This is a genomic window from Thermotoga sp. Mc24 (assembly GCF_000784835.1).
GTDB lineage: Bacteria > Thermotogota > Thermotogae > Thermotogales > Thermotogaceae > Thermotoga.
Map to the genome: position 1 here is coordinate 276,652 of NZ_JSFH01000012.1, position 23,458 is coordinate 300,109.

A 23,458-nucleotide genomic window follows, 5' to 3' on the forward strand; every position below is an offset into this window, starting at 1 on the left:
GAGTCTTGAACACTCTGTCAGTGTTGTTATCCCTTTTCACAGTCATTGTTGTGCAGAGAGTTTTCAAAAAACTTTCCATTTCTCTGCTCTCTGGTGTCATCGTGATGATTCTCTCTCTCAAGGTGAGAAACATTCCGGAAATTCTTTCCTGGACGATCTCTTCAGATTCCTTCTGGTCACTCATTGCGACGGTTTTTCTGATATACCTTCTTTCAGGAATGATGGAAAATTCAGGTGATTACAACCGCTTTTCCGAGGAAATGCGAACTATCTTTTCGAAGAACGTGGATTCGTTCGTCCCCGCTCTCATAGGTCTCATGCCGATGCCCGGCGGAGCTCTCTTCACAGCTCCCATAGTGAAGAATTCACTTCCCGAAGAGAATCCGCTGAAACTCGCCGTCAAGAACTACTGGTTCAGACACACGATAGAATTCTTCTGGCCCATATATCCAGCTGTGGTGCTCGTCTCTGAACTCTCCGGGATCCATCCGGGAAAGGTTTCTCTGACTCTCTTTCCTGTGTTTGCCATAGCCTTTCTTCTGGGATGGTTTTTTTTCAATGGAAAGCAACTTCCCCGTCTCTCTAAACCCAGATCTTTCTTCAATCTTCTTCCACTGATACCCGTTCTGGGAACGGGTGTTCTCATACTTATTTTCAAAGTTCCAGGATGGTTCGCACTTCTTTTGAGCACATCGGGTTATGCGGTATTCAGGAGAAGATACCTTCTAAAGACTCTGAAGCAGGTTTTCAATAAGTGGGATGTTTTTCTCGTCCTTTTTCTTGTTTACATCTACAAGGTCATAGTTGAACACTCCGGCGTGGGTGAAGGCATCGCGGCTGAATTTGTCAGATGGAATCTTTCTCCCTGGATCCTTCTCATCTTTTTACCTCTCGTGTCGGGAATCTCCACGGGTATCACACAGGCAGCCGTCGGTATTTCTCTTCCTGTTTTGATGGAGGTGTTCAGCAGCAAGTACGCCGTGTACACCTACATGTTCGCTGTGGGTGGTGTCATACTGTCTCCGGTTCATCTGTGCGTCGTGCTGTCTGCGAAATTCTTCGAGGTAGAGGTGTTCGACATTCTAAAGAAGGTGTTCCTCCCACTGGTGCTGACTCTGATCCTCGGCGCCCTCGTTTTGGGGGTGATCCTGTGAACGAAATCGTGGTGAAAGGAGCAAGAATTCACAATCTGAAAAACATAACCGTGAGGATTCCAAAGAACAGGCTTGTTGTCATAACGGGAGTTTCAGGATCGGGGAAGTCTTCACTCGCCATGGACACGATATACGCCGAAGGGCAGAGAAGATATCTGGAGTCACTTTCTACGTATGCGAGACAGTTCCTCGGCAACCTGAAAAAACCCGATGTTGACGAGATAGAAGGGCTTTCCCCCGCCATAGCCATAGATCAGAAAACCGTCTCTCACAATCCCAGATCGACCGTTGGAACGGTGACGGAAATTTACGATTACCTGAGGGTGCTCTACGCGAGGATAGGAAAAGCCCACTGCCCTGAGTGCGGAAGGCCTCTCGAGAAAAAGAGCATCGATGAGATCCTTCAGGATTTGTTCAATTCTTTCAAAGAGGGGAGTCGAATCTACATACTCGCACCAGTTGCGACGGAGAAGAAAGGAACATTCAAAAAAGAGATCGAAGAGTTCATCTCCAAAGGATTCGCGAGAATAGAAATAGACGGCGAGATTTACAGGCTCGAGGAAGTGCCGGAACTCGACAAGAACAAACGACACACTGTGAAGCTGGTGGTCGATAGGTTGATCCTTGAAACCAGAAACGAACACAGGATACTGGACAGTCTCGAGCTAGCAATGAGGGAAGGAAAAGGATTCGTCGAGATCAGAAACGTCGACACCGGAGAATGCAAGATCTTCAGCGAAAACCTCATGTGCCCGGTGTGTGGTATCGGGTTTCCAGAGATCACACCAAAGCTGTTTTCTTTCAACAGTCCGTACGGTGCGTGTCCGAACTGTCACGGCCTCGGCTTCACATTTGAGGTGGATCCATCCCTCGTGATAGACGAAGAGAAGAGCGTTCTCGAAGGTGCGATCATTCCGTACAGATGGGACAGAAGGCTCTCGAGATGGGTCGCAAGGGAGATAGAAAAGCGAGGTGTTTCCCCTCACCTTCCCTTCAAAGATCTGCCTGAAGATGTGAAAGAGTTCATCTTGTACGGAGATGATCGTTTCGAAGGAGTGGTTCCAAAAGTTCAGAGGTGGCACAGAGAAACGGAATCTCCCGAGATGAAGGAGTGGCTGGAAAAGAACTTCATCGTACAGAGAACCTGCTCCGTCTGCGGTGGGAAAAGACTGAACAGGGAAGCCCTCTCTGTGAAGATAAACGGTTTGAACATACACGAGTTCACCGAGCTTTCTATCTCAGAAGAACTCGAATTTTTGAAGAATCTGAATCTCACCGAAAGAGAGCGAGAAATCGTGGGAGAACTCCTGAAGGAAATAGAAAAAAGGCTCGAATTCCTCGTGGACGTTGGACTCGAATATCTCACTCTCTCCAGATCCGCCACCACACTCTCTGGAGGAGAATCTCAGAGAATAAGGCTCGCAACACAGATAGGTTCGGGTCTCACGGGAGTCATCTACGTTCTGGACGAGCCGACTATTGGACTCCACCCAAGGGACACAGAGCGACTGATAAAAACCCTCAAAAAGCTCAGAGATCTTGGAAACACGGTGATAGTGGTGGAACACGATGAGGAAGTGATCAGGAACGCTGACCACATCATAGACATCGGACCGGGCGGGGGAACGAACGGTGGTCGGGTCGTCTTCCAGGGTACCGTGGATGAACTTTTGAAAAATCCAGACAGCTCTCTGACGGGTGAATACCTCTCGGGGAAAAGAAAGATCGCAGTAAACAAAACGAGGCGGCTTCCTTACGCGTCTTTGAAGATCAAAGGCGTTCGTCACAACAATCTGAAGAACATAGACGTTGAGATTCCCCTCGGTGTCTTCGTCTGTGTCACGGGAGTGTCGGGATCTGGAAAATCTTCCCTCGTCATGGAAACGCTCTACCCGGCGTTGATGAATCTCCTTCACAAAACCAAACTTCCCGCTGGAGAATTCGATTCGATCGAAGGACACGAGAACATCGACAAGGTGATCGCGATAGATCAATCTCCCATTGGAAGAACACCGAGGAGCAACCCGGCTACCTACACCAAGGTGTTCGACGAAATAAGAAGCCTCTTTGCCATGACCCCCGCTGCTAAGGCACGTGGTTACACCAAGAGCAGATTCAGCTTCAATCTGAAGGGAGGAAGATGTGAAGCCTGTCAGGGTCAGGGTTACGTGAAGATAGAAATGCTCTTCCTTCCCGATGTGTACGTGGAGTGCGATGTTTGCAAGGGAAAGAGATACAACAGAGAAACACTCGAGATAACCTACAAAGGAAAAAACATTTCTGATATACTCGATATGACGGTGGATGAAGCGCTGGAGTTCTTCAAGAACATACCCTCTATAAAGAGAACGCTTCAGGTTTTGCACGATGTGGGCTTGGGATACGTGAAACTCGGGCAACCAGCCACCACCCTCTCCGGGGGTGAGGCGCAGAGAATCAAACTCGCCTCTGAGTTGAGAAAAAGAGATACGGGAAGAACCCTCTACATACTCGACGAGCCAACTGTTGGACTTCACTTTGAAGACGTGAGAAAACTCGTGGAAGTTCTCCACAGGCTGGTAGATAGAGGAAACACCGTAATCGTGATAGAACACAATCTCGATGTCATAAAAAACGCAGACCACATCATAGATCTCGGTCCTGAAGGTGGAAAAGAAGGTGGCTACATAGTTGCAACGGGAACACCAGAGGAAATAGCAAAGAATCCTCACTCTTACACCGGAAGATTCTTGAAGAACGTGTTATAATGCCCAGGGAGGTGTAGTGATGAAGACGTTTTTCCTAATCGTTCACACCATCATAAGCGTGGCTCTCATCTACATGGTCCAGGTACAGATGTCGAAATTCTCAGAGCTCGGTGGTGCCTTCGGAAGTGGAGGACTTCACACCGTTTTTGGAAGGAGGAAAGGCCTCGACACCGGTGGAAAGATCACTCTTGTCCTGTCTGTACTCTTTTTCGTTTCCTGCGTAGTAACAGCTTTCGTCCTAACGAGGTGATGGGATGACGCCGGAAGAACAGGTGAAAATTCTCAAAAGAAATGTTGTTGACCTCATAAGCGAAGAAGAACTCCTCGACAGAATAAAAAGAAAGGGAAAACTCCGCGTGAAACTCGGCGTGGATCCCTCAAGGCCCGATTTGCATCTGGGTCACGCGGTCGTTCTGAGGAAGTTGAGAGAGTTTCAAGAGCTCGGTCACACGGTCGTTCTGATCATAGGAGACTTCACCGCACGCATTGGTGATCCCTCTGGAAGGAACGAAACGCGTCCCATGCTGACCAAAGAAGAGGTTCTGGAGAACGCAAAGACCTATCAGGAACAGGCCTTCAAGATACTGGATCCAGAAAGAACGGAGCTTCGATTCAACGGTGAATGGCTCGACAGGATGACCTTCGCGGATGTGATCGTTCTGGCTTCAAAGTACACGGTTGCGAGGATGCTCGAGAGAGACGATTTCGCAAAGAGATTCAAAGAAGGCATTCCCATCGCCGTATCGGAGTTTCTGTACCCGCTCGCACAGGCCTACGATTCCGTTGCCATCCAGGCAGATGTGGAACTCGGCGGAACGGATCAGCTTTTCAACCTCCTTGTGGGAAGGAAGATACAGGAAGAATACGGTCAAGAGCCCCAGATCGTCATGACGATGCCGATCATCGAGGGAACAGACGGAAAATTGAAGATGAGCAAAAGCTACGGAAACTACATCGCTTTCAACGATCCGCCCGAGGAGATGTACGGGAAACTCATGTCCATACCTGATGAACTCATCATAAAATACATGCACCTTCTCACGAACATCCCAGAAGAAGTGATCGAAGAGTACGAGAAAAAGATGAAGGAAAAAACGATCAATCCACGAGACGTAAAGATGGTTCTCGCGTACGAAATAACCCGTTTCTTCCACGGAGAGGAAAACGCAAAGAAGGCCCAGGAACAATTCGTGAAAGTCTTTCAAAAGAAAGAAATTCCTGACGAGATGCCGGTCGTTGAGATTTCTCAGGATAAGAACATCGTGGATCTCCTCGTGGAGATAGGAGCTGCATCCAGCAAAAGTGAGGCTAAAAGACTCGTTTCTCAAGGTGGAGTGTACATCGACGGAGAGAGGATAGAGGACATAAAATTCACTGTAGAACCTGATGGAGAGCGAGTTTTGAAAGTTGGAAAGAGGAAGTTCTACAGAATATCAGGTGGAGAGACAAAAAAACTTTAGAAAACTCTTGAATTTCCTTTGGACGGGATGGTATAATCACCACAGGATTTAACTGTGATCAATGAGAAGGGAGGTTTGTCCCATGAAGAGAGTTCTTCTTACCGTTGCAATGCTGTCCGTTTTCTTCTCAGCGATGTTCGCGTTCTTCCCTGATGTTCCAAAAGATCACTGGGCTTACGAGTACGTCTGGAAGCTGTGGCAGAGGGGTATCTTCATAGGTTATCCGGACGGCGAGTTCAAAGGGGACAGGTACATCACCAGATACGAAGCAGCGACTGCGGTGAGCAGGCTCCTCGATTTCATCGAACAGAAGATGCTTGCAGGTGCTTCAGGTGATCTGGCACAGGTTGTTGGAAATCTCTCCGACAAGTACATGGCCCTCGAGGAGAAGGTTAACGGTCTCACCGGCATACTGGACACTCTGGCATCCCAGATAGGTACCACTCAGGCCAATCTCACAGAAACCGAAAGAGAACTGCTCGAGAAGATCGATTCTGTGAAAGAAGAGATCGAGATGGAGTTCGACAAAGAGATCTCGCTCAACAGAGAAGTTGTGAACAACATCGGGCTCAAACTTGGAAATCTCTCCAGAGACTACGAAAGATACAAGGAGAATGTGGACGCAAAGATCTCTGAAGTGAACGAAAAACTCGCAGCCCTTGAAAAGGACCTTGGAAACAAGATCGCCGATCTCGAAGGAATAGTCAATCTACACGAGAAAGACATCATAAACATTTACAACAAGATCAGTTCCGTTAACGAGGAACTCAACAACAAGATCGCCGCGACAGAAGAGAAACTCTCCAGAAGAGACGAAGAAATCTCCGCAATGGTCGAACTCCACGAAAAGGACATCATAAACCTCTACAACAAGGTCGCTGCACTCAACGAAGATCTCAGCAAAAAAATACTTGACACGAAAGCCGAACTTTCTGCTAAAATAGAGTCACAGGAGAAAACGCTGAACATGGTCTACACAAAACTCCTCGACACAGAAAGCAAATTGAACGATGAGATTTCCGCTCTCAAAGAAAAGGATGCAGAGATACAGAAGACGGTTGATCTTCATGAACAGGATATTGTCAACCTCTACGGAAAAACATCATCTCTCGAAGAAGAGCTCAACATGAAGTACAGTGAGACCAACGAAAAGATCGATCAGGTGAAGGCGGAACTCGAGAGCAAGATCGAAAGCGTGAAGGCTTACAACAGAAATCTCAGTATTCTCACAGGCGCGTTCTTTGGAATTCTCGGTCTCATTCTGATTGCAATCAGTGGTAAATAAAACCAAAATTTATTCTGAGGGGAGGTAAGATGTTATGAAGAAGTTGCTCGCTCTTTTCCTGGTACTGGGTCTTTTAGTCACAGCAGCGTTTGCCTACGAAGACGTCGTTAAAGTCAATGTCTCCGGAACTGGCTACTTCAACGCGTACCTCGACGAAGAAGGCATCGACCTCGAAGGTGGAATCAGTGATTTGTCTGTGTCCATTTCTCCAAGCTCTGGCAGTGTAACAGCACCGGCTACCATTACAGCAGAGTTTTCCATTGACGTCCTTGGAAAAACAGCTTCTCTCAGCAAGATAGCCATCACAACAGATCTGTTCGATCTCACTTACTACAACGATGATATCTATGGGGATGGCTATGTGTTCTACTACGTAGGAGACAGAACACTTGAATTCACACCAAAACTCGGTTTTGAAGGAATCTCTCTGACCGTATACTTTGCAGACATCGTTTCTGAAACGGACCTTACCGACGCTACAAACAATACCAACAACTACTTCGACGATGCCGTTGCTCTGAAACTCGGCGTGACAAACCTTGATCTTCTCGATGCAACACTCTTTGGTGCGTTCTATGATACCGATACGAACAATGCTACAAGCGCGTATGGCTACGCTGCCCACTTGAACCTCACTGGAAAAGATATCCTTGAGAATCTTGTCGTTGATCTTGCCTACGCTTATGAAGCAACTAGCGTGTATCTGGTTGAGGCACAGTACAGCAAGTCCTTTGAAATGGAACCTGTTACTCTGACTGTATCTCCACACTTTGTGTATTCTGAAGGAACTCCAACGTACTACGACGATGATTCTATTGATGACGATGATTGGGCTGCTCCTTGGAACTCTAAATTCGTAGAAGTTGGTCTCAAAGCAGAAGCCGGTGTCACCGATGAGGTTACATTCGGCGTTGAACTGACACCGAAATATGACCTTGCTGCCAATTCCTTCAGTCTCCCCGTGGAACTTGCCCTTGCTTACGACTCCGATGTAGCAGATGCAAATGTGAAAGCTTCCTGGACCGATGCAGTTGCTTCTGCTACCGACGTTACGATCGATGCAGATCTTACAGTCACCGCTGTTGAAAACCTCACAGTCAAGGCAGCAGCAAGATATCTGGTTGCCAGCAACGAACTGGGTTACAATGTAGACGCCAGCTACGTCTACGGACCTCTCACAACAGGATTCTTCTTCGGAACATTGTTTGATTCCAACAGTGATGGTACCGCTGACATCAACGATTACTTCACCTGGTACCTGTACCTGAAAGCCTCCGTTGCATTCTAATCCAAAACCACAGCAAATCAACCCCCGGCACTTGCCGGGGGTTTTGTTTTGTTGTATAATTTAGAACTGGAGGCGTGTCCGAACTGGCTAAGGAGCCGGTCTTGAAAACCGGTGGGCCGGAAGGCCCGTGTGGGTTCGAGTCCCACCGCCTCCGCCAGCCCCGCACGGGGCTTTTCTTTTTAGGGGGTGAAAACGTGAGAGCGCTTCTTGTGATAGACCTTCAGAGAGATTTCGTGGACAGAGGAGGTGCTCTCTACTTCGAAGGTGCGGAAAGGGTGATCGACCCCGTTTTGAAATGGGTTGAAGAGTTCAAAAAGGAGAACCTCCCCATCATCACCACCCAAGACTGGCATGATCCTGAAGACAGAGAATTCAGCCTCTGGCCGAAACACTGTGTTGCGAACACCGATGGTGCAAGACTCACCGAAAAGCTCGAGAAAGCCCTGGAAGACTATCCCAATCACTTCTCTGTGAAGAAAAACCGATACAGTGCCTTCTACAACACAAATCTTGAAAAGGTAATCAGGGACAACGAAATAGACGAAGTCTACGTCTGTGGAGTTGTAACACACATTTGTGTACTCTTCACCGTTGAAGAGTTGAGAAACAGGGATATCCCTGTTAAAATAATCACTGAAGGCGTTGCTTCTTACGATGAAGGGCTTCACCGTTTTGCACTGAGAGAAATGAAAGAAATCTTAGGAGCAGAACTCATCTGAGGTGATCAATGTGAAAAGACTCAGTCCAGAGGTCTTCAAGGTTCCCATCGACCGCATCAGAAACGGTTACTACTCCGATATTTATTTCATAAACTACGTGAAAGTCCTGAAGAAAGACAACCACCATCCACGGGTGTACTACCAGTTCTTTCCGAGAAAAGACGCTACTATCTGTGGAATTGACGAGGCTCTCGCCATCTTGAAGTTCTGCACAGGATACTACAGAGACGAAGAAAAAGCAAGAGAGCTCTTCGAGGAGATCTTGAAAATAGACAAAGAAATGCAGGCAGCTTCAGTTGAAATGAACGTTCAGAGGATTCTGGAGCTCACTCAGAAAAAGTGGGACCTCAGATTGAAATTGAACGATCTGTGGGTTGACAAATGGGAAGAAATAGAAGTACACGCCCTCTACGACGGCGAGGAAGCGAAAGAAGGAGAGCCAGTAATGACGATAGAAGGAGATCCCACCTATTTCGGGTATCTTGAGACGGTTCTCCTTGGGGTGATTGCAAGAGCAACCAGCACGGCGACTGCCGTCAAGAAAGTAGTGAAAGCGGCGAGAGGAAAACCCGTGCTTTTCTTCAGCGCCCGTTTCGATCACTACTGGGTCCAAGCAACGGACGGCTACGCAGCGCTCAAGGCCGGAGCTTTTGGAGTTTCGACGGACGCGAACGCGGACTACTGGGGCGTCAAATCGATGGGAACGATGCCGCATGCTCTGATAGCTTGCTACGACGGAAAGACCGAAGATGCTGCCATCGCGTTCGATATTCACATGGAGGAAGACGTGAACAGGATCATTCTTGTGGACTGGGACAACGATGTGATAGGAACGACCTTCAGGGTCATCGAAAAATTCTACGAGTACGTGATGAAAAAGCCGTTCAAACTCGGAGTGACAGATCCTTCACCGATCATAGGTCCCGGAAAGAACAAGATATGGGGTGTGAGGTTCGACACTTCCGGGAATCTAAGAGATAAATCCGTGGTACCAAAGGACGAGTCTTCCTTTGGGGTGTGCCCGGAACTCGTCTGGAGAGCCCGTCAGGAGTTCGACAGAGTGGGGCTCAAGGATCTGAAGATAGTCGTCTCTGGAGGATTCGACGAGAAGAAGATAGATCTCTTCGAAAGACTCGGAGTTCCTGCAGATGCTTATGGTGTTGGATCTCGCCTTCTGAGGGAGAAAGTGGACATCACAGCCGATATCGTTGAAGTCAATGGTAGACACTGTGCGAAGGTGGGAAGGTACAAGATAGAAAACCCCAGACTGAAAAAAGTGGAGAAGCGCTACTGGGAAGAAGAGTGAGGAGGTGGATGGAATGGAAATCAAAAAGGGCACCTGGATCATAAAGAAAGGTTTTGCGGAGATGTTCAAGGGTGGCGTCATCATGGACGTCACCTCTGCTGAACAGGCAAAGATCGCAGAAGAAGCGGGAGCAGTCGCCGTCATGGCCCTCGAAAGGGTTCCCGCCGATATCAGAAAAGAAGGTGGAGTCGCAAGGATGGCTAGCATCGCAAAGATCAGAGAAATCATGGAAGCAGTGTCCATCCCTGTGATGGCGAAGGTGAGAATCGGTCACATAGCCGAAGCAAAGATACTGGAGGAACTCGGAGTTGACTTCATCGACGAATCCGAAGTCCTCACACCAGCTGACGACAGGTTCCACATCAACAAACACGAATTCAAAGTGCCCTTTGTCTGCGGTGCAAGGGATCTCGGGGAAGCTCTCAGAAGAATAGCGGAAGGTGCAGCCATGATCAGAACGAAGGGAGAAGCCGGAACGGGAAACGTTGTAGAAGCAGTGAAGCACATGAGAAGGGTGATGGAACAGATAAAACAGGTGACGAAGATGGAAGACGAAGAACTCGTCGCTTACGGAAAAGAAATAGGAGCTCCCGTCGAGCTTCTCAGAGAGGTCAAGAGACTTGGAAGACTTCCCGTTGTGAACTTCGCAGCGGGTGGTGTGGCAACTCCTGCGGATGCGGCTCTCATGATGATGCTCGGAGCAGATGGAGTGTTCGTGGGATCCGGTATCTTCAAGTCCAAGGATCCGAGAAAGATGGCGAAAGCCATGGTGCTGGCCGTTACCTACTGGGACAATCCAAGGATACTCCTCAAGATCTCCGAAGACATAGGAGAGCCGATGAGAGGGCTCGATGTCGAAGAACTCGAAGTGAGAATGCAGGAGAGAGGGTGGTAAAGAATGAAGATAGGCGTTCTGGGTGTTCAGGGAGACGTCAGAGAACACGTGGAAGCTCTCCATAAACTCGGAGTTGAGACCCTGATAGTGAAACTTCCAGAGCAGCTGGACATGGTGGATGGCCTCATTCTGCCCGGTGGAGAATCGACCACCATGATAAGAATTCTCAAAGAGATGGATATGGATGAAAAGTTGGTGGAAAGAATAAACAACGGCCTTCCCGTCTTTGCAACGTGTGCCGGTGTGATCCTTCTCGCAAAGCGCATCAAAAACTACTCTCAGGAAAAACTAGGAGTTTTGGACATAACCGTTGAAAGAAATGCCTACGGAAGACAGGTCGAAAGTTTTGAGACGTTTGTAGAGATACCCGCTGTAGGAAAAGATCCGTTCAGAGCCATTTTCATAAGGGCTCCGAGGATCGTTGAAACAGGAAAGAATGTGGAAATTCTGGCAACTTACGACTATGATCCTGTTCTAGTGAAAGAAGGAAATATACTCGCGTGCACGTTTCACCCAGAACTCACCGACGATTTGAGACTGCACAGATACTTCCTGGAGATGGTGAAATGAAAGTGAAGATTGATCTGGAAGATGAAAAACTCCGTGAACGAATAGCCAGTATCGTTCAAGAGGCAGGTTTTTTCATAAATGAATCGGCGGATGTGATCATCACCGACGATTTGAAAAAACAGGGTCGGTGGGTGATTCTGGTTTCAAAGAACGTACCTGAAAATATCCCGGAAGGTGTGCTGGACGTGATCGATCCACGCCTTCCGGACTTTTTGCTGAGAAGAAAATTCGAAATGATGAAGGTGTACCTGATATTCCCATTTGGTATCCTCAGCTATCTCGAAGACGAATTCGAAAAATCAAAGCGATACGGATTTCCACTTTCTGTTATCTATCTCTTCTTCGAAGATGACGGTACGGCAAGACGTGTCTATGAACTCCTTCGAGAACTTTTGAGGTCTTCTGATAGATTCGATTTCCTGAAGAGAAACGAAATAATGATCGTTCTTCCCGGAACATCGAAAGAAGGCGCGGAAAGACTCCTCAAAAGGTTGAAGAGAAAGTTCCTGAGATTGGACTGGACAAAACAGCCGATGCTCGAGTACGGAGTCGCCCAGGTCGAAGACTGGATGGAAACCGTTGAAGATCTGCTTGCATCTCTTGAATCCTCTCTGAGGAGGTTGTAAAAATCTGAGTAAAAAAGAGTGGATCAACATAATTCTGGCACTGGCTTTTGGATTTCTCGCCGTTGTTTTTATTTTCAGGGAAGTGGATCCCGCTGAATTTTCCAGATATTTTCATTTGAAATCTCTCCTTTACATGTTCCTTCTCTGCGGAACATTTGTTTTTTCTATCGTCATAGACTCTCTCAGGATGAAATGGCTCTACTCATTTGTGTGGAAAGAGAAGTTTCCACTGTACGATGCCTTCTTCAACAATTACATGAGTTTTGTCTTCAGCATGCTCACCCCTTTCTATTTTGGAGGACAGTTTTTCCAGACGTATCACCTCTCAAAAATGGGTTTCAAATCTGAACACAATGTGAACGTGATTCTTTCCAGATTTGTAGAATACCTGATCTCCGTTACTGTTCTTTCGATTCTGGGCCTTGTGAGATACAGAAACTTTCTCTTCTCGAACGCACTTTTGACTTCAAAGTTGATACTTCTCGCGTACCTCATCAGCGTATCGTTCATTGCTGTTTTGATGTCTGCGCTGATAAATCCTCCCCTCATCGCACGTCTTTTTAACGCTTTCAAAAGAATAAGATGGATAGATCGACTCATCAAAAAGATCACCAAAGCAGAAGACTGGGATACCAGATTTCTCGAATGGACAGAAAAATTGAAGGAAAGTGTTCAAGTACTCTGGAAAAGCGGCTTTATGTTTTTTGATTTTCCTCTCACTTTCATTTCCCTGCTTGTTCAATCTTTTGTTCTCTACCTTGCCATCTGGCTCACATCCGGAAAAATAGGTTTCCTCGATGTCACAGGCCTCTTCTATTTCTTGAGTTTGGTCGTGTTTTACATACCCACTCCTGGAGCGAGTGGAGGAGTGGAAGCGGTTTATCAGATCGTTTTTTCCAAGATTTTGAATTCTTCCGAAAAAACACTCGCCTCCATTCTCATCTGGAGGATTTCCACCTATTACCTTCCGATATTCATTGGTATAGCATTCCTCTTGATTTACCGCTATCCGAAGGAAGTGACAAAATGAAGATCGTTCTCAGATTCAAGAAAAAAGGAATGAGGAGATTTCTCTCAACACTTGAGTCCATAAAACTCGTGGAAAGATCCATAAGGAGAGCAGATTTTTCGATCGTTTTCACGGAAGGTTTCCATCCAAAACCGAAGATGAGTTTCCTCGACGCCATGCCGGTGGGTGTGGTGAACCTCGCTTTCTACGTGGAACTCTTTGTGAAAAACATCTCAGAAAAACACATAGAAACCCTGAAAAGCATTCTCCCAAAGGATTTCGCTTTAGAAAGTGCATGGATCTTCGATGGAAACATCAACGAACTGGTCAACTCGTATCGTTTCTTAGTGATCTCAGAAAAACCTGTGGATCTGGAGAAGACTATTTTGAAAAAGAACAAAAAAGTTTCGTTCAAAGAGAGTCTTCTTGATTTTGAAATATCGAGTGGAAAAAAGTATCACATCTTCAGGTATACTCAAAAGAGGGAGAAACTGATAAACCCGTTACTCCTTGCAGAAGAAGGAACTTTTTTCTTACCCATATGTGAAGAAGCCATGACCGAACACGGTCCTCTTTCTTCTCTCCTCGAAAGGAGGGGTACGCGTGTCTAAAAAAGTTCTTCTCGTTGATGACTCGGCGGTTCTGAGAAAAATCGTTTCTTTCAATCTGAAAAAAGAAGGTTACGAAGTGATAGAAGCGGAAAACGGGCAGATAGCCCTGGAAAAGCTTTCGGAGTTTACACCAGACCTGATAGTTCTCGACATAATGATGCCCGTGATGGATGGATTCACCGTGTTGAAGAAGCTTCAGGAAAAAGAAGAATGGAAAAGAATTCCGGTGATAGTCCTCACGGCAAAGGGTGGTGAAGAAGACGAATCTCTGGCACTTTCCCTGGGTGCCAGAAAGGTCATGAGAAAGCCGTTCAGTCCCTCCCAGTTCATCGAGGAGGTGAAGCATCTATTAAATGAATGAAAGGGAAATTTGCGAAAGAATCGCTGAAATCTTGAATCTTGAACACGACTGTTCGAAGGGAATAGATGATCTTCTGAAGATCCTGGAGTACGAGATAAACGAATATCGAAAAAGCTTAGAAGAGCAGGCCATGTTCATGGAAGCTCAGATCGAAGAACTCTCGCGCTCGTACGAAGAAATATCAACTCTGCTTGAAATCTCGGAGATTTTCGGAACATTTGAATTTCCTTTGAACTTGCAGGACAAACTGGAAAAGGTTATTCGACTCCTCAGGAACGTGATAAAATTCGAAAGCTATCTCGTTCATCTTGAAAGTGAACTGACAGTCGGGGATCTGAACAGAGAAGAAATAGAACCAGAAATAGGAAATCCAGAAAAGACTGTTCTGATAGAACCCGGGAAATCTGAGAAATTTTCAAATCTTCTGTTTGTACCGATAAAAGGGAACAAATACTACGGATATGTGTGTTTCGTTGGAAAAGAAGACGGAGGGGTTTTCACCGCCGGCGACAGGAAAATAGCTGAGATGACGGCAAGATACATAGCGAGTGCTCTCGACAGATTGGATTTTCTCAAAAAGGAGATAGAGCGAGAAAGACTGGAAGAACAATTGAACATAGCAAGACAGATACAGACAAATCTTCTTCCCCGGAAAATTCCAGAGATTGGTTTCGTAGAAGCAGATGCCTGCTCTCAACCCGCTGTTCAAGTTGGTGGAGACTATTACGATTTCTTCGTGTCACAGGAGAAAAGATTTCTCACAGTCGTGGGTGATGTGGCAGGAAAGAGTGTACCGGCGGCTCTGCTCATGAGCGCTGTGAGGAGTTATCTGAAAGTACTGGTCACCACGTGTCCCGATCTGGAAAAGCTTGTGAACAGGCTGAACACCATTCTCTGTGAAGACATGACAAACGATCGCTTTGTAACGATGGCTTTTATAGAGATATCTCCAGATGGAACTTTGAATCTTATAAACGCAGGACACAATCCAGTTTATTTCTTGCATAAAGGAGAGCTCGTCAAGCTTGAAGCTTCTGCAATCCCAATCGGTATAACAGAGTGGGAATACAAAAAACACTCTATTCATTTGAAACCTGGTACATTCGTTATATCTTACTCCGACGGATTGACAGAAGCGAGGAACGAAGCGGGCGAAGAATTCGGATACGAAAGGCTGGAAAAGATTCTGAGGGAATTTAAAGGTGAAACATCCGCCGAATTGCTGGAGATGCTGAGAAAAAACGTTAAGTCGTTTATAGGAGATGCCCAGCAACATGACGATATGACAATCGTGGTGTTAAAATATAAAGGACAGCAGGAGGTGGAATGATGTCAGGTCATAACAAGTGGGCCAATATTAAACACAGGAAGATGGCCCAGGATGCGAAGAAATCCAAGATTTTCACAAAACTAATCAGAGAAATCATCGTTGCGGCAAGAGAAGGAGGAGGAAACATAGAAACAAATCCGCGATTGAGAGCGGCAGTTGAAAAAGCAAGGGCGGAAAACATGCCCAAAGAAAACATTGAAAGAGCCATAAAGAGAGGAACAGGAGAACTCGAGGGAGTAGACTACCAGGAAGTGATCTACGAAGGATACGCACCCGGAGGAGTCGCCGTGTACATCAGAGCGCTCACAGACAACAAAAACAGAACCGCTCAGGAGCTCAGGCATCTGTTCAACAAATACGGTGGCAGCCTTGCGGAAAGCGGTTCGGTGAGCTGGATATTCGAAAGAAAGGGTGTTATCGAAATCTCGAGAGATAAGGTGAAAGATCTGGAAGAACTCATGATGATCGCTATAGACGCGGGTGCGGAAGACATAAAAGACACAGAAGATCCAATACAGATAATCACAGCACCTGAGAACATCTCAGAAGTGAAGAGCAAGCTGGAAGAAGCCGGTTACGAGGTGGAATCTAAGGTAACATTCATCCCTAAAAACACGGTGAAAGTCACAGGCAAAGATGCCGAAAAAGTTCTTGAATTTCTCAACGCGCTGGAAGATATGGACGACGTGCAGGAAGTGTATTCGAACTTTGAAATGGACGACAAAGAGATGGAGGAGATACTTTCCAGGCTGGAAGGATAACCCTGATTTTGTTTGTTTTAGTAACTGTCTCTGCATACGCTGGTTTCATCGAAGTGGGAGCAGGAGTTTATAATGGTTCTCCCACACTGGGTTTCGTACTGTCTCCCGAACTCAAAACAGATTTCATAGAAGGAAAATTCAGGTTCGATTTTTTTGCAAGTTTTTCGGAAGGGGAGCTTTCTCTCCTTCCTTTCATTTACGGCAATCCTGTTTATTTCCGATTCGGAATCGATGATTTTTCATTCGAATATCACGCACCGACAGTTTTGAAGGCATCTTTTGTACCGTTCAAAAAGAGCTGGAACGTGAGACTTGGTTTCATGGGTAGTATCTGGAACGGAGAAAATGTTTTCTTCTTCACGGAGAAACCTGTGTTTCTCGTTTTGTCGAACGATGGTAACTACCATATCGGTCTGAACTTCAAAGTATTCGATACAGGCCTCGAACTCTTCGTTGAAAACGAAAAACCCGGTGTCTGGTTGGAACTTGGGAGTTTAAAAGTTGGTGTTTCAAACTGGATTGGTTTGATCTTCGAGCGTAAAAAAGCAGTGGTCCGTCTTCTTTACGATGGAGAATTCAAACCCGGTTTGACGTTGCTCGAGGAAAACGGATGGATCTTCATCAACAGCGACTACGTAGAAGGAAGTTGGAAGGTGGGAAGATTCCATGCAGGAGGAAAGATCGGAAAAGAAAATTGGGCCTTTCAAATTTCAATCGAATTTTGAGTGGAAGGAATTTCCTCAGGAGGAATTCGAATGGTTCGTGAAAGAAGTTGAAAAGAGGTTCGGGCTGAACCTCTCTTCTTACAAACCGCAGAGGGTAAAGCGCAGAACAGAACTTCTTCTCAGGAAGTACAACGTAGATTACAGAGAGTATATAAACATGCTCACAAAGGACAAGAAGTACCTCGATGAATTCATGGATAAGATGACGATAAACGTGACAGAGTTCTTCAGAAATCCGGAAAAATGGTGGGAACTGAGAGATGAAATCATTCCTCTGATTGCAAAAAATTCCCTTAGGATGAAGTTCTGGAGCGCGGGTTGTTCCTCTGGAGAGGAACCGTACTCCCTGGCCATCCTGGTTCACGAACTCAATCTTTCCTATAAAACTCGTATTCTGGCAACGGACATCGACATCGGCGTGCTTAGAAGAGCCCAGGAAGGGATTTACGAAGAAAGGGCCTTCGTCAGCACTCCAAAGGAATACCTGGAAAAATACTTTGAGAAGCTACCAGATGGAAGGTACAGGATAAAAGATTCTGTGAAGAAAATCGTGGAATTCAAAATGCACGATCTTTTGAGAGATCCGTTCGAAAAGAACTTCGATCTGATATTGTGTCGAAACGTGGTTATTTACTTCGAACCAGAAGCGAAAAATGAGCTCTACAGGAAGTTCGCTGAATCCATGAAACTGGGAGGTTTCTTCTTCGTCGGAAACACCGAAAGAATTTTCAACTACAAGGAACTGGGATTTGAGATATACAAACCGTTCATCTACAGAAAGGTGAAATAGATGGCGTTTGTGATGGTTCTCACAATTGTTCTGGATCAGCTTACAAAGCGGATAGCAAGCGAGATACACGGAACTTTCTTCATAGTTCCGGGTTTTTTGAGATTCGTGAAGGCAACCAACCGAGGAATCGCACTCGGGTTGTTTAAAAATCTTTCCGAACAGCTTCTCTGGACCGTGATGTTCGTTGTTGTTTTTCTCTCCCTGCTTCCTTATATTTTCAAGTTCAGCAGGCTGGAAAGAATAGCCATGGGCTTCATTCTTGGGGGAGCTCTCGGCAACCTTCTCGACAGAATCAGATTCGGATACGTTCTTGATTTTCTGAACTTGACCTTTCTCCCAACGATATTCAACCTAGCGGATGTGTTCATCATAGTCGGAGGAGCGCTTATGATACTGGGAGTTTTCAGAGGTGGAGACAATGAAAGTTTGGAGAGTCGAAAAAAGAGAAGAGGGCTGGAGACTGGATCAGTTTTTGAAGGAGAAGACACCATCATGGATCTCGAGATCAATGATTCAAAAAGCGATAAAAGAGGGCAAAGTGAAGGTCAACGGTCAGATTAAAAAACCAAGTTACAAGTTGAAAGAGGGTGAAATAGTAGAGGTTGACCTCCCTGAAAAGCCGCAGGAAGCGACCGTTCAACCCGAAGAGATAGAATTGAAAGTTCTTTATGAAGATAGAGACATCATAGTTATCGACAAACCCGGAGACATGATCGTTCATCCTGTTCCCTCCAAACTCAGCGGAACTCTTGTGAACGCTCTTCTTCATCACTGCAAAGATCTTCAGGGAGTTGGGGGAAAGCTCCGTCCGGGAATAGTTCACAGGCTCGACAAAGAGACCTCTGGTGTCATGGTAGTAGCCAAAAATGACTTCGCACATCAAAGCCTCTCGAAGCAGTTCAAAGATCGAAAGGTGAAGAAGACCTACATACTCCTGGCGAAAGGCAGAATGAAAAATGATGAAGGAGTTATCGATCTTCCACTCGCGAGACATCCCGTTCTGAGGATAAAAATGGCTGTCGTTGAAACAGGGAAAGAAGCGATCACAGAGTACAGAGTTCTGAAAAGGTTCGATGATGTCGCTACACTCGTTCTCGCCTTTCCCAAAACAGGTAGAACACACCAGATCAGGGTGCACATGAAAAGCCTCGGTCATCCGATCATGGGAGACAAAATCTACGGGAAGCCGAAAGAGGATGAGATCTTCGGAATAAAAAGGCAGATGCTTCACGCCCTGAAACTCGGTTTCTTCCACCCTCGAACGGGCGAATGGATGGAGTTCGTCTCACCTCTGCCGGAGGACTTCAAAGAAGCCATCAGAAGGATCCATGAATACGTGAGGGAAAGATCATGATTCCATGGGTGATATCTCCCTATTCTTTCGATGGCTCAGTCGTTCGATTCGAAAAACTGGCCCTTCTCTTGAAAAGAAAGGGACTGAAATCAGTCATCCTCGCCGACAGAAACTTCCACGCCGCCGTGAAGTTCAACACGATCATGAGGAAACACGGCCTGATACCGGTTCACGGTCTCTGGAAAGACGGCAGAATCTTCGTCGCGAGAAACAGAGAGGAATTCGACAGCCTGGTCAGGTACTACAACGGAGAAACACATGAAATCGAAGACATACCTGTTTTCCAAGAAAGCGAACTAACACCTGTGAGATATCTCGATGCCTCTGAAAAAAAGGCCAGCATCTTCATGAGAAAGATCTTCGGACTCGACGAAGACGTTCAGGGTTTTCCAGAAAAATGTGAAGATGTGGCCGACATTCTGAACGCAGAAGCCTACGATCTCAGAGTGAATCACAGATTTCCCACTCCTCCAAAGGGTTGGAACGAATCACTCATAAAAAAGGCAGAACCATTGGGTGAAGAGTACGTCAGCCGCCTGAAAAGAGAACTCGAGGTGATAAAAAGAAAGGGTTTCACCCCGTACATCTACACGGTGGAAAAAGTGGTAGAGATCGCAAAGAAAATGGGCATAAAAGTCGGTCCTGGAAGAGGAAGTGCGGTTGGTTCTCTCGTTGCATACCTGTGCGGAATAACAGAGGTAGATCCAATAAAATACGACCTTCTCTTCGAACGCTTCTTGAACGAAGAAAGGCAGGAACCACCCGATATAGATGTGGATGTGGAAGACAGGAGAAGAAAAGACCTGATAAAGGAATTATCAAAGTCTTTTCAAGTCTATCAAGTTTCAACCTTCGGAAACCTCACAGAGAAATCTCTGAAAAACCTCATAAACTCCGTTCTTCCAGATGCGTCTCTTGAAGAGAAAAACGAAATCTACAAAACCGTTTACGGACTGCCGCACCACCCCAGTGTTCACGCCGCGGGAGTCGTGATCTCAGAAAATCCTCTTCCATTGCCTACAAGAACGGAAGAAAATATTCCGATAACGGACTACGACATGTACGATCTCCAAGAAATAGGTGTTGTGAAGATCGATATACTGGGTCTTAAAACCCTCTCGTTCATAAAAGATTTCAAAAAAGAGGTTTTTGACTATTCCGACGAAAAAACGTACCATATCATCTCCAAAGGAAAAACCCTCGGTGTGTTCCAGCTTGAAGGCCTTCAGGCAAGAAAACTGTGCAGAAGAATCTCTCCCAGAAACATGAACGAACTCTCCACTCTCCTTGCCCTAAACAGACCTGGCCCGTTGAGGTCTGGTCTGGACGTCATGTTTTCGAATCCAAAGAATGTTCCTGCGTTTTTCAGGAGGATGTTTCCAGAGACAAGAGGGGTTCTGATCTATCAGGAACAGATCATGCGACTCGCCATGTTCGCGGGCCTCTCAGGCACCGAAGCGGATATTTTGAGGAGGGCCATTGCGAAGAAAGAAAGAGAAAAAATGGAACCACTCCTTGAAAAGATGAAAAAAGGCCTCCTTGAAAAAGGTATGGAGAACGCAGAACAGATTCTCGAAATCCTCCTGAACTTTTCCTCGTACGCCTTCAACAAATCCCACAGCGTCGCATACGCTCACATCACATACCAAACGGCATATTTAAAAGCCCATCATTTTGAAGAATTTTTCAAACTCTACTTCGCGTACAATTCTTCCGACACCGGAAAGATCTTTCTTGCCGTTCAGGAACTGAGAAACGAAGGATACAGAGTGCATCCCCCAGATATCAACATCTCCGGGAAAGATCTGACCTTTCATGGTAAAGACGTTTATCTTCCCCTGACGGTTGTGAAAGGATTGGGAACGACCCTGGTTGAACAGATCGAAAAAATCAGGCCGATCAGTAGTGTGAGAGATCTCCAGGAGAAGGTAATCGGCGTTCCAAGAAACGTTATAGAAAATCTGATCATAGCAGGCGCTTTCGACGGACTTTATGAAAACAGAAAACTGGCACTGGAAGAACTGAATAAAAAGGTTGAGAAAGATATTCTGGAAATTCGAAGTCTCTTTGGAGAAAAGGTGGAGCAGGAAAGTTCAAACGTTAAAATAGGAGATATCACCGAACTCGAAGAGAAAAGCATGGGATTTCCGTTGACACCAGTTCTCGAAGTCCCAACAGGGCTCTTTGCTTGTATAGCCGATGTCTTCACGTATGGTAGGATCCTTCCCGTACTCGTCAAGAGAGTTTCGAGAAACATCGTGACGGATGGTCTTTCCGTTTGCCGTGTGAGCACAGACATTCCCGATGGTGTTCACCTTGTGCTCCTCTCTCCCCTCCAGAAGATTATCAAAATCTGGCCCTTCAATGAAAACACCAGGTTCGTGTACAGAGTGGATCCCACCTCGATGCTGGAAAAGGCTGGTCAAAACGAGATAACGGAAATTCTAAAAAACGGCGCCGTAGCAAGGTATGAAGGCTACCGACCTCTAACGGATGAATATCGCTATAGAGTCGTTCCTCGGTAAGCACAGTATGCTATAATTCAAATATAGTAAGGAGTCATCACATTTTTGGAAAGGGGGATTTCGTTATGAGGAAACTGTTTGTGCTGTTCCTGGCAATCCTATCAGTTCTGGCACTGGCCGAGGTGAAAAACCCGGACACCATAATCGACGCCACCATTGGAGAACCCGATACTCTAGACCCACACTACGCCTATGACACGGCGAGTGGTGAGGTCATCTACAACGTGTACGAGAACCTGATCGCCTACAAAGGAGAGAGCCTCACAGAATTCGAACCACGCCTTGCAGAAAGATGGGAAATCCTGGACGGAGGTAAAACCTACAAATTCTACATCAGAAAAGGTGTGAAGTTCCACGAAGGTGGAGATCTCACACCAGAAGACGTGGAATACAGCTTTGAGAGAGGCCTCATTTTCGATCCAACAGCGGGTCCCATGTGGATGCTCTGGGAAGCCCTGTTCGGTGTGGATTCACTGGAAACTTTCGTCGAGGAAAAGATCGGCAAGCCTTACAACGAACTCTTCGACGAAAACGGTGAACCACTTCCAGAGTACAAAGACGCCCTCATAAAGATCTACACGGACTACATCGATCCTGCCATCGAAGTTGAAGGTGACGCCGTTGTGTTCCACCTCGTGAGACCCTTTGCACCGTTCATGTACATACTCGCCCAGAGCGCAAGCTGGAGTGCCGTCCTCGACAAAGAGTGGTGTATAGAGATAGGATGCTGGGACGGAAGAGCCGATACCTGGTGGAAGTACCACGATATCAGAAAAGAAGATTCTCCACTCTACGCGAGAATGAATGGAACTGGACCCTTCAAGTTCGTCGAATGGGACAGAGCCCAGCAGAAAGTCATCCTCGAACGAAACGACAACTACTGGAGAGAACCCGCGAAGATCAAAAGAGTTGTCATCTGGGGAATCGACGAGTGGAGCACAAGAAGGGCGATGTTCCTACAAGGAGATGCCGATATCTGCGCTGTTCCAACCCAGTACCTCGAACAGGTGGAAGGAAAACCCGGTGTCACCGTTATAAAAGGACTTCCTGAACTCGCAGTAACATCCCTTCACTTCGCATGGAACGTTCCCGAAGACAGCAAGTACATAGGCTCTGGAAAACTCGATGGAAACGGAATACCAACAGATTTCTTCACTGATGAAAATGTGAGAAAGGCCTTCATCTACGCGTTCGACTACGACACCTTCATAAATGAAGTCCTCAAGGGTCTTGGTAGAAAGATACCAACAGATCTTCCAGAAGGACTCCTTGGATTCAACGAAGAGCTGCTGAACGATCCCAACGCTCCACATTTCGATATTGTGAAAGCAACAGAGTACTTCCAGAAAGCGTGGAATGGAGAAGTCTGGAAGAAAGGATTCAAGATCACACTGCTTTACAACACTGGAAACGATGTGAGAAGAGCAGCTGCGGAAATGCTGAAGGCATACATCGAAATGATCAATCCAAAGTTCAAGGTTGAAGTAAGAGGTGTTCAATGGCCCACATATCTCGATGCAACCAAGAGAGGAGAAGTACCTGTTTTCATCATAGGATGGCTCGCAGATTATCCGGATCCTCACAACTTCATCTTCACCTACTACCACAGTGCAGGAGTTTATTCCGGAAGACAGGGCGAAAACTTCAGAAAGTTCGTCTCCACTCCACATCCCGATCTTGGCGGTAGAAGCCTCGACGAACTCATAGAAGAAGCAATCGCAAAGACCGATCCTGCAGAAAGACAGGCACTCTACGAAGAGATCCAGAAGTTCGCAATGAAGCACGCCCTTGGTATGCCTCTCTACCAACCACTCGGTGTGAGAGTCCAGAGAAGCTGGGTCAAGGGATGGTACTACAACCCAATGAGACCTGGTGACGACTACTACGTGCTCTGGAAAGCAGAAGAGTAAAGATCATAAAAAAATAAAAGGGGCTCCGAAAG

General features: G+C 46.4%; 22 protein-coding genes and 1 tRNA gene. All 23 read left to right on the forward strand.

Features of this window, described 5'->3' with window-relative positions:
- Window positions 1-5: 5 nt before the first annotated feature.
- The 23 genes from MC24_RS09050 to MC24_RS09155 all read left to right on the forward strand — a co-directional run bounded on the left by MC24_RS09050 (window position 6) and on the right by MC24_RS09155 (window position 23,426).
- Window positions 6-1,154 (forward strand): TIGR00529 family membrane protein, encoded by a 1,149-nt coding sequence (locus MC24_RS09050; RefSeq protein ID WP_012310549.1) that lies wholly within the window; start codon window positions 6-8, stop codon window positions 1,152-1,154.
- A complete protein-coding gene (gene uvrA, locus MC24_RS09055; RefSeq protein WP_038033638.1) occupies window positions 1,151-3,901 on the forward strand; it encodes an excinuclease ABC subunit UvrA in 2,751 nt (916 codons plus the stop codon). Before MC24_RS09050 ends, uvrA begins: the two co-directional genes overlap by 4 nt.
- A 19-nt stretch (window positions 3,902-3,920) precedes the next feature.
- A complete protein-coding gene (gene secG / locus MC24_RS09060; protein WP_004081487.1) occupies window positions 3,921-4,151 on the forward strand; it encodes a preprotein translocase subunit SecG in 231 nt (76 codons plus the stop codon).
- A gap of 4 nt (window positions 4,152-4,155) precedes the next feature.
- Complete coding sequence (tyrS, locus tag MC24_RS09065) at window positions 4,156-5,361, forward strand: tyrosine--tRNA ligase (RefSeq protein WP_038054709.1); 1,206 nt, start codon at window positions 4,156-4,158, stop codon at window positions 5,359-5,361.
- An 82-nt stretch (window positions 5,362-5,443) separates the two neighbouring features.
- Window positions 5,444-6,646: an outer membrane anchor protein OmpA1 gene (gene ompA1 / locus MC24_RS09070; protein ID WP_038054710.1), complete on the forward strand. Its 1,203-nt coding sequence runs from the start codon at window positions 5,444-5,446 to the stop codon at window positions 6,644-6,646.
- Window positions 6,647-6,680: 34 nt separating this feature from the next.
- Window positions 6,681-7,934 (forward strand): outer membrane porin OmpB, encoded by a 1,254-nt coding sequence (ompB, locus tag MC24_RS09075; protein WP_038054711.1) that lies wholly within the window; start codon window positions 6,681-6,683, stop codon window positions 7,932-7,934.
- Window positions 7,935-8,002: 68 nt separating this feature from the next.
- Window positions 8,003-8,091 (forward strand) — tRNA-Ser (locus MC24_RS09080).
- A 37-nt stretch (window positions 8,092-8,128) separates the two neighbouring features.
- Window positions 8,129-8,653 carry a cysteine hydrolase family protein gene (locus MC24_RS09085; RefSeq protein WP_038054712.1) on the forward strand — a complete coding sequence of 175 codons (525 nt, stop codon included), beginning with the start codon at window positions 8,129-8,131 and terminating at the stop codon, window positions 8,651-8,653.
- Between the two features lie 10 nt (window positions 8,654-8,663).
- Window positions 8,664-9,959: a nicotinate phosphoribosyltransferase gene (locus tag MC24_RS09090; RefSeq protein WP_038054714.1), complete on the forward strand. Its 1,296-nt coding sequence runs from the start codon at window positions 8,664-8,666 to the stop codon at window positions 9,957-9,959.
- A gap of 13 nt (window positions 9,960-9,972) precedes the next feature.
- Window positions 9,973-10,854 carry a pyridoxal 5'-phosphate synthase lyase subunit PdxS gene (gene pdxS / locus MC24_RS09095; protein WP_004081493.1) on the forward strand — a complete coding sequence of 294 codons (882 nt, stop codon included), beginning with the start codon at window positions 9,973-9,975 and terminating at the stop codon, window positions 10,852-10,854.
- Window positions 10,855-10,857: 3 nt separating this feature from the next.
- Window positions 10,858-11,424, forward strand: coding sequence for a pyridoxal 5'-phosphate synthase glutaminase subunit PdxT (gene pdxT / locus MC24_RS09100; protein WP_004081494.1), 567 nt, complete (start codon window positions 10,858-10,860; stop codon window positions 11,422-11,424).
- A complete protein-coding gene (locus MC24_RS09105) occupies window positions 11,421-12,050 on the forward strand; it encodes a diguanylate cyclase (RefSeq protein ID WP_038054716.1) in 630 nt (209 codons plus the stop codon). Before pdxT ends, MC24_RS09105 begins: the two co-directional genes overlap by 4 nt.
- Window positions 12,051-12,090: 40 nt before the next feature.
- A complete protein-coding gene (locus MC24_RS09110) occupies window positions 12,091-13,080 on the forward strand; it encodes a lysylphosphatidylglycerol synthase transmembrane domain-containing protein (protein WP_081501862.1) in 990 nt (329 codons plus the stop codon).
- Window positions 13,077-13,670 (forward strand): TIGR03936 family radical SAM-associated protein, encoded by a 594-nt coding sequence (locus MC24_RS09115; RefSeq protein WP_004081497.1) that lies wholly within the window; start codon window positions 13,077-13,079, stop codon window positions 13,668-13,670. Before MC24_RS09110 ends, MC24_RS09115 begins: the two co-directional genes overlap by 4 nt.
- Complete coding sequence (locus MC24_RS09120) at window positions 13,663-14,031, forward strand: response regulator (RefSeq protein WP_004081498.1); 369 nt, start codon at window positions 13,663-13,665, stop codon at window positions 14,029-14,031. Before MC24_RS09115 ends, MC24_RS09120 begins: the two co-directional genes overlap by 8 nt.
- Window positions 14,024-15,361 (forward strand): PP2C family protein-serine/threonine phosphatase, encoded by a 1,338-nt coding sequence (locus MC24_RS09125; RefSeq protein ID WP_038054718.1) that lies wholly within the window; start codon window positions 14,024-14,026, stop codon window positions 15,359-15,361. Before MC24_RS09120 ends, MC24_RS09125 begins: the two co-directional genes overlap by 8 nt.
- Complete coding sequence (locus MC24_RS09130; protein WP_038054720.1) at window positions 15,361-16,122, forward strand: YebC/PmpR family DNA-binding transcriptional regulator; 762 nt, start codon at window positions 15,361-15,363, stop codon at window positions 16,120-16,122. The genes MC24_RS09125 and MC24_RS09130 overlap by 1 nt, the downstream gene beginning before the upstream one ends.
- Before the next feature lie 8 nt (window positions 16,123-16,130).
- On the forward strand, window positions 16,131-16,847 hold the full coding sequence (locus MC24_RS09135; RefSeq protein WP_038054722.1) for a hypothetical protein: 717 nt from the start codon (window positions 16,131-16,133) through the stop codon (window positions 16,845-16,847).
- On the forward strand, window positions 16,789-17,637 hold the full coding sequence (locus MC24_RS09140) for a CheR family methyltransferase (protein ID WP_038054724.1): 849 nt from the start codon (window positions 16,789-16,791) through the stop codon (window positions 17,635-17,637). The genes MC24_RS09135 and MC24_RS09140 overlap by 59 nt, the downstream gene beginning before the upstream one ends.
- Window positions 17,638-18,198: a signal peptidase II gene (gene lspA, locus MC24_RS09950; protein ID WP_004081503.1), complete on the forward strand. Its 561-nt coding sequence runs from the start codon at window positions 17,638-17,640 to the stop codon at window positions 18,196-18,198.
- Window positions 18,110-18,991, forward strand: coding sequence for an RluA family pseudouridine synthase (locus MC24_RS09145; RefSeq protein ID WP_235280371.1), 882 nt, complete (start codon window positions 18,110-18,112; stop codon window positions 18,989-18,991). The genes lspA and MC24_RS09145 overlap by 89 nt, the downstream gene beginning before the upstream one ends.
- Entirely contained in the window at window positions 18,988-21,516 is a 2,529-nt protein-coding gene (locus MC24_RS09150) for a helix-hairpin-helix domain-containing protein (RefSeq protein ID WP_038054728.1), read from the forward strand. Before MC24_RS09145 ends, MC24_RS09150 begins: the two co-directional genes overlap by 4 nt.
- Window positions 21,517-21,581: 65 nt before the next feature.
- Window positions 21,582-23,426 carry an ABC transporter substrate-binding protein gene (locus tag MC24_RS09155; protein WP_038054730.1) on the forward strand — a complete coding sequence of 615 codons (1,845 nt, stop codon included), beginning with the start codon at window positions 21,582-21,584 and terminating at the stop codon, window positions 23,424-23,426.
- Window positions 23,427-23,458: the final 32 nt, after the last annotated feature.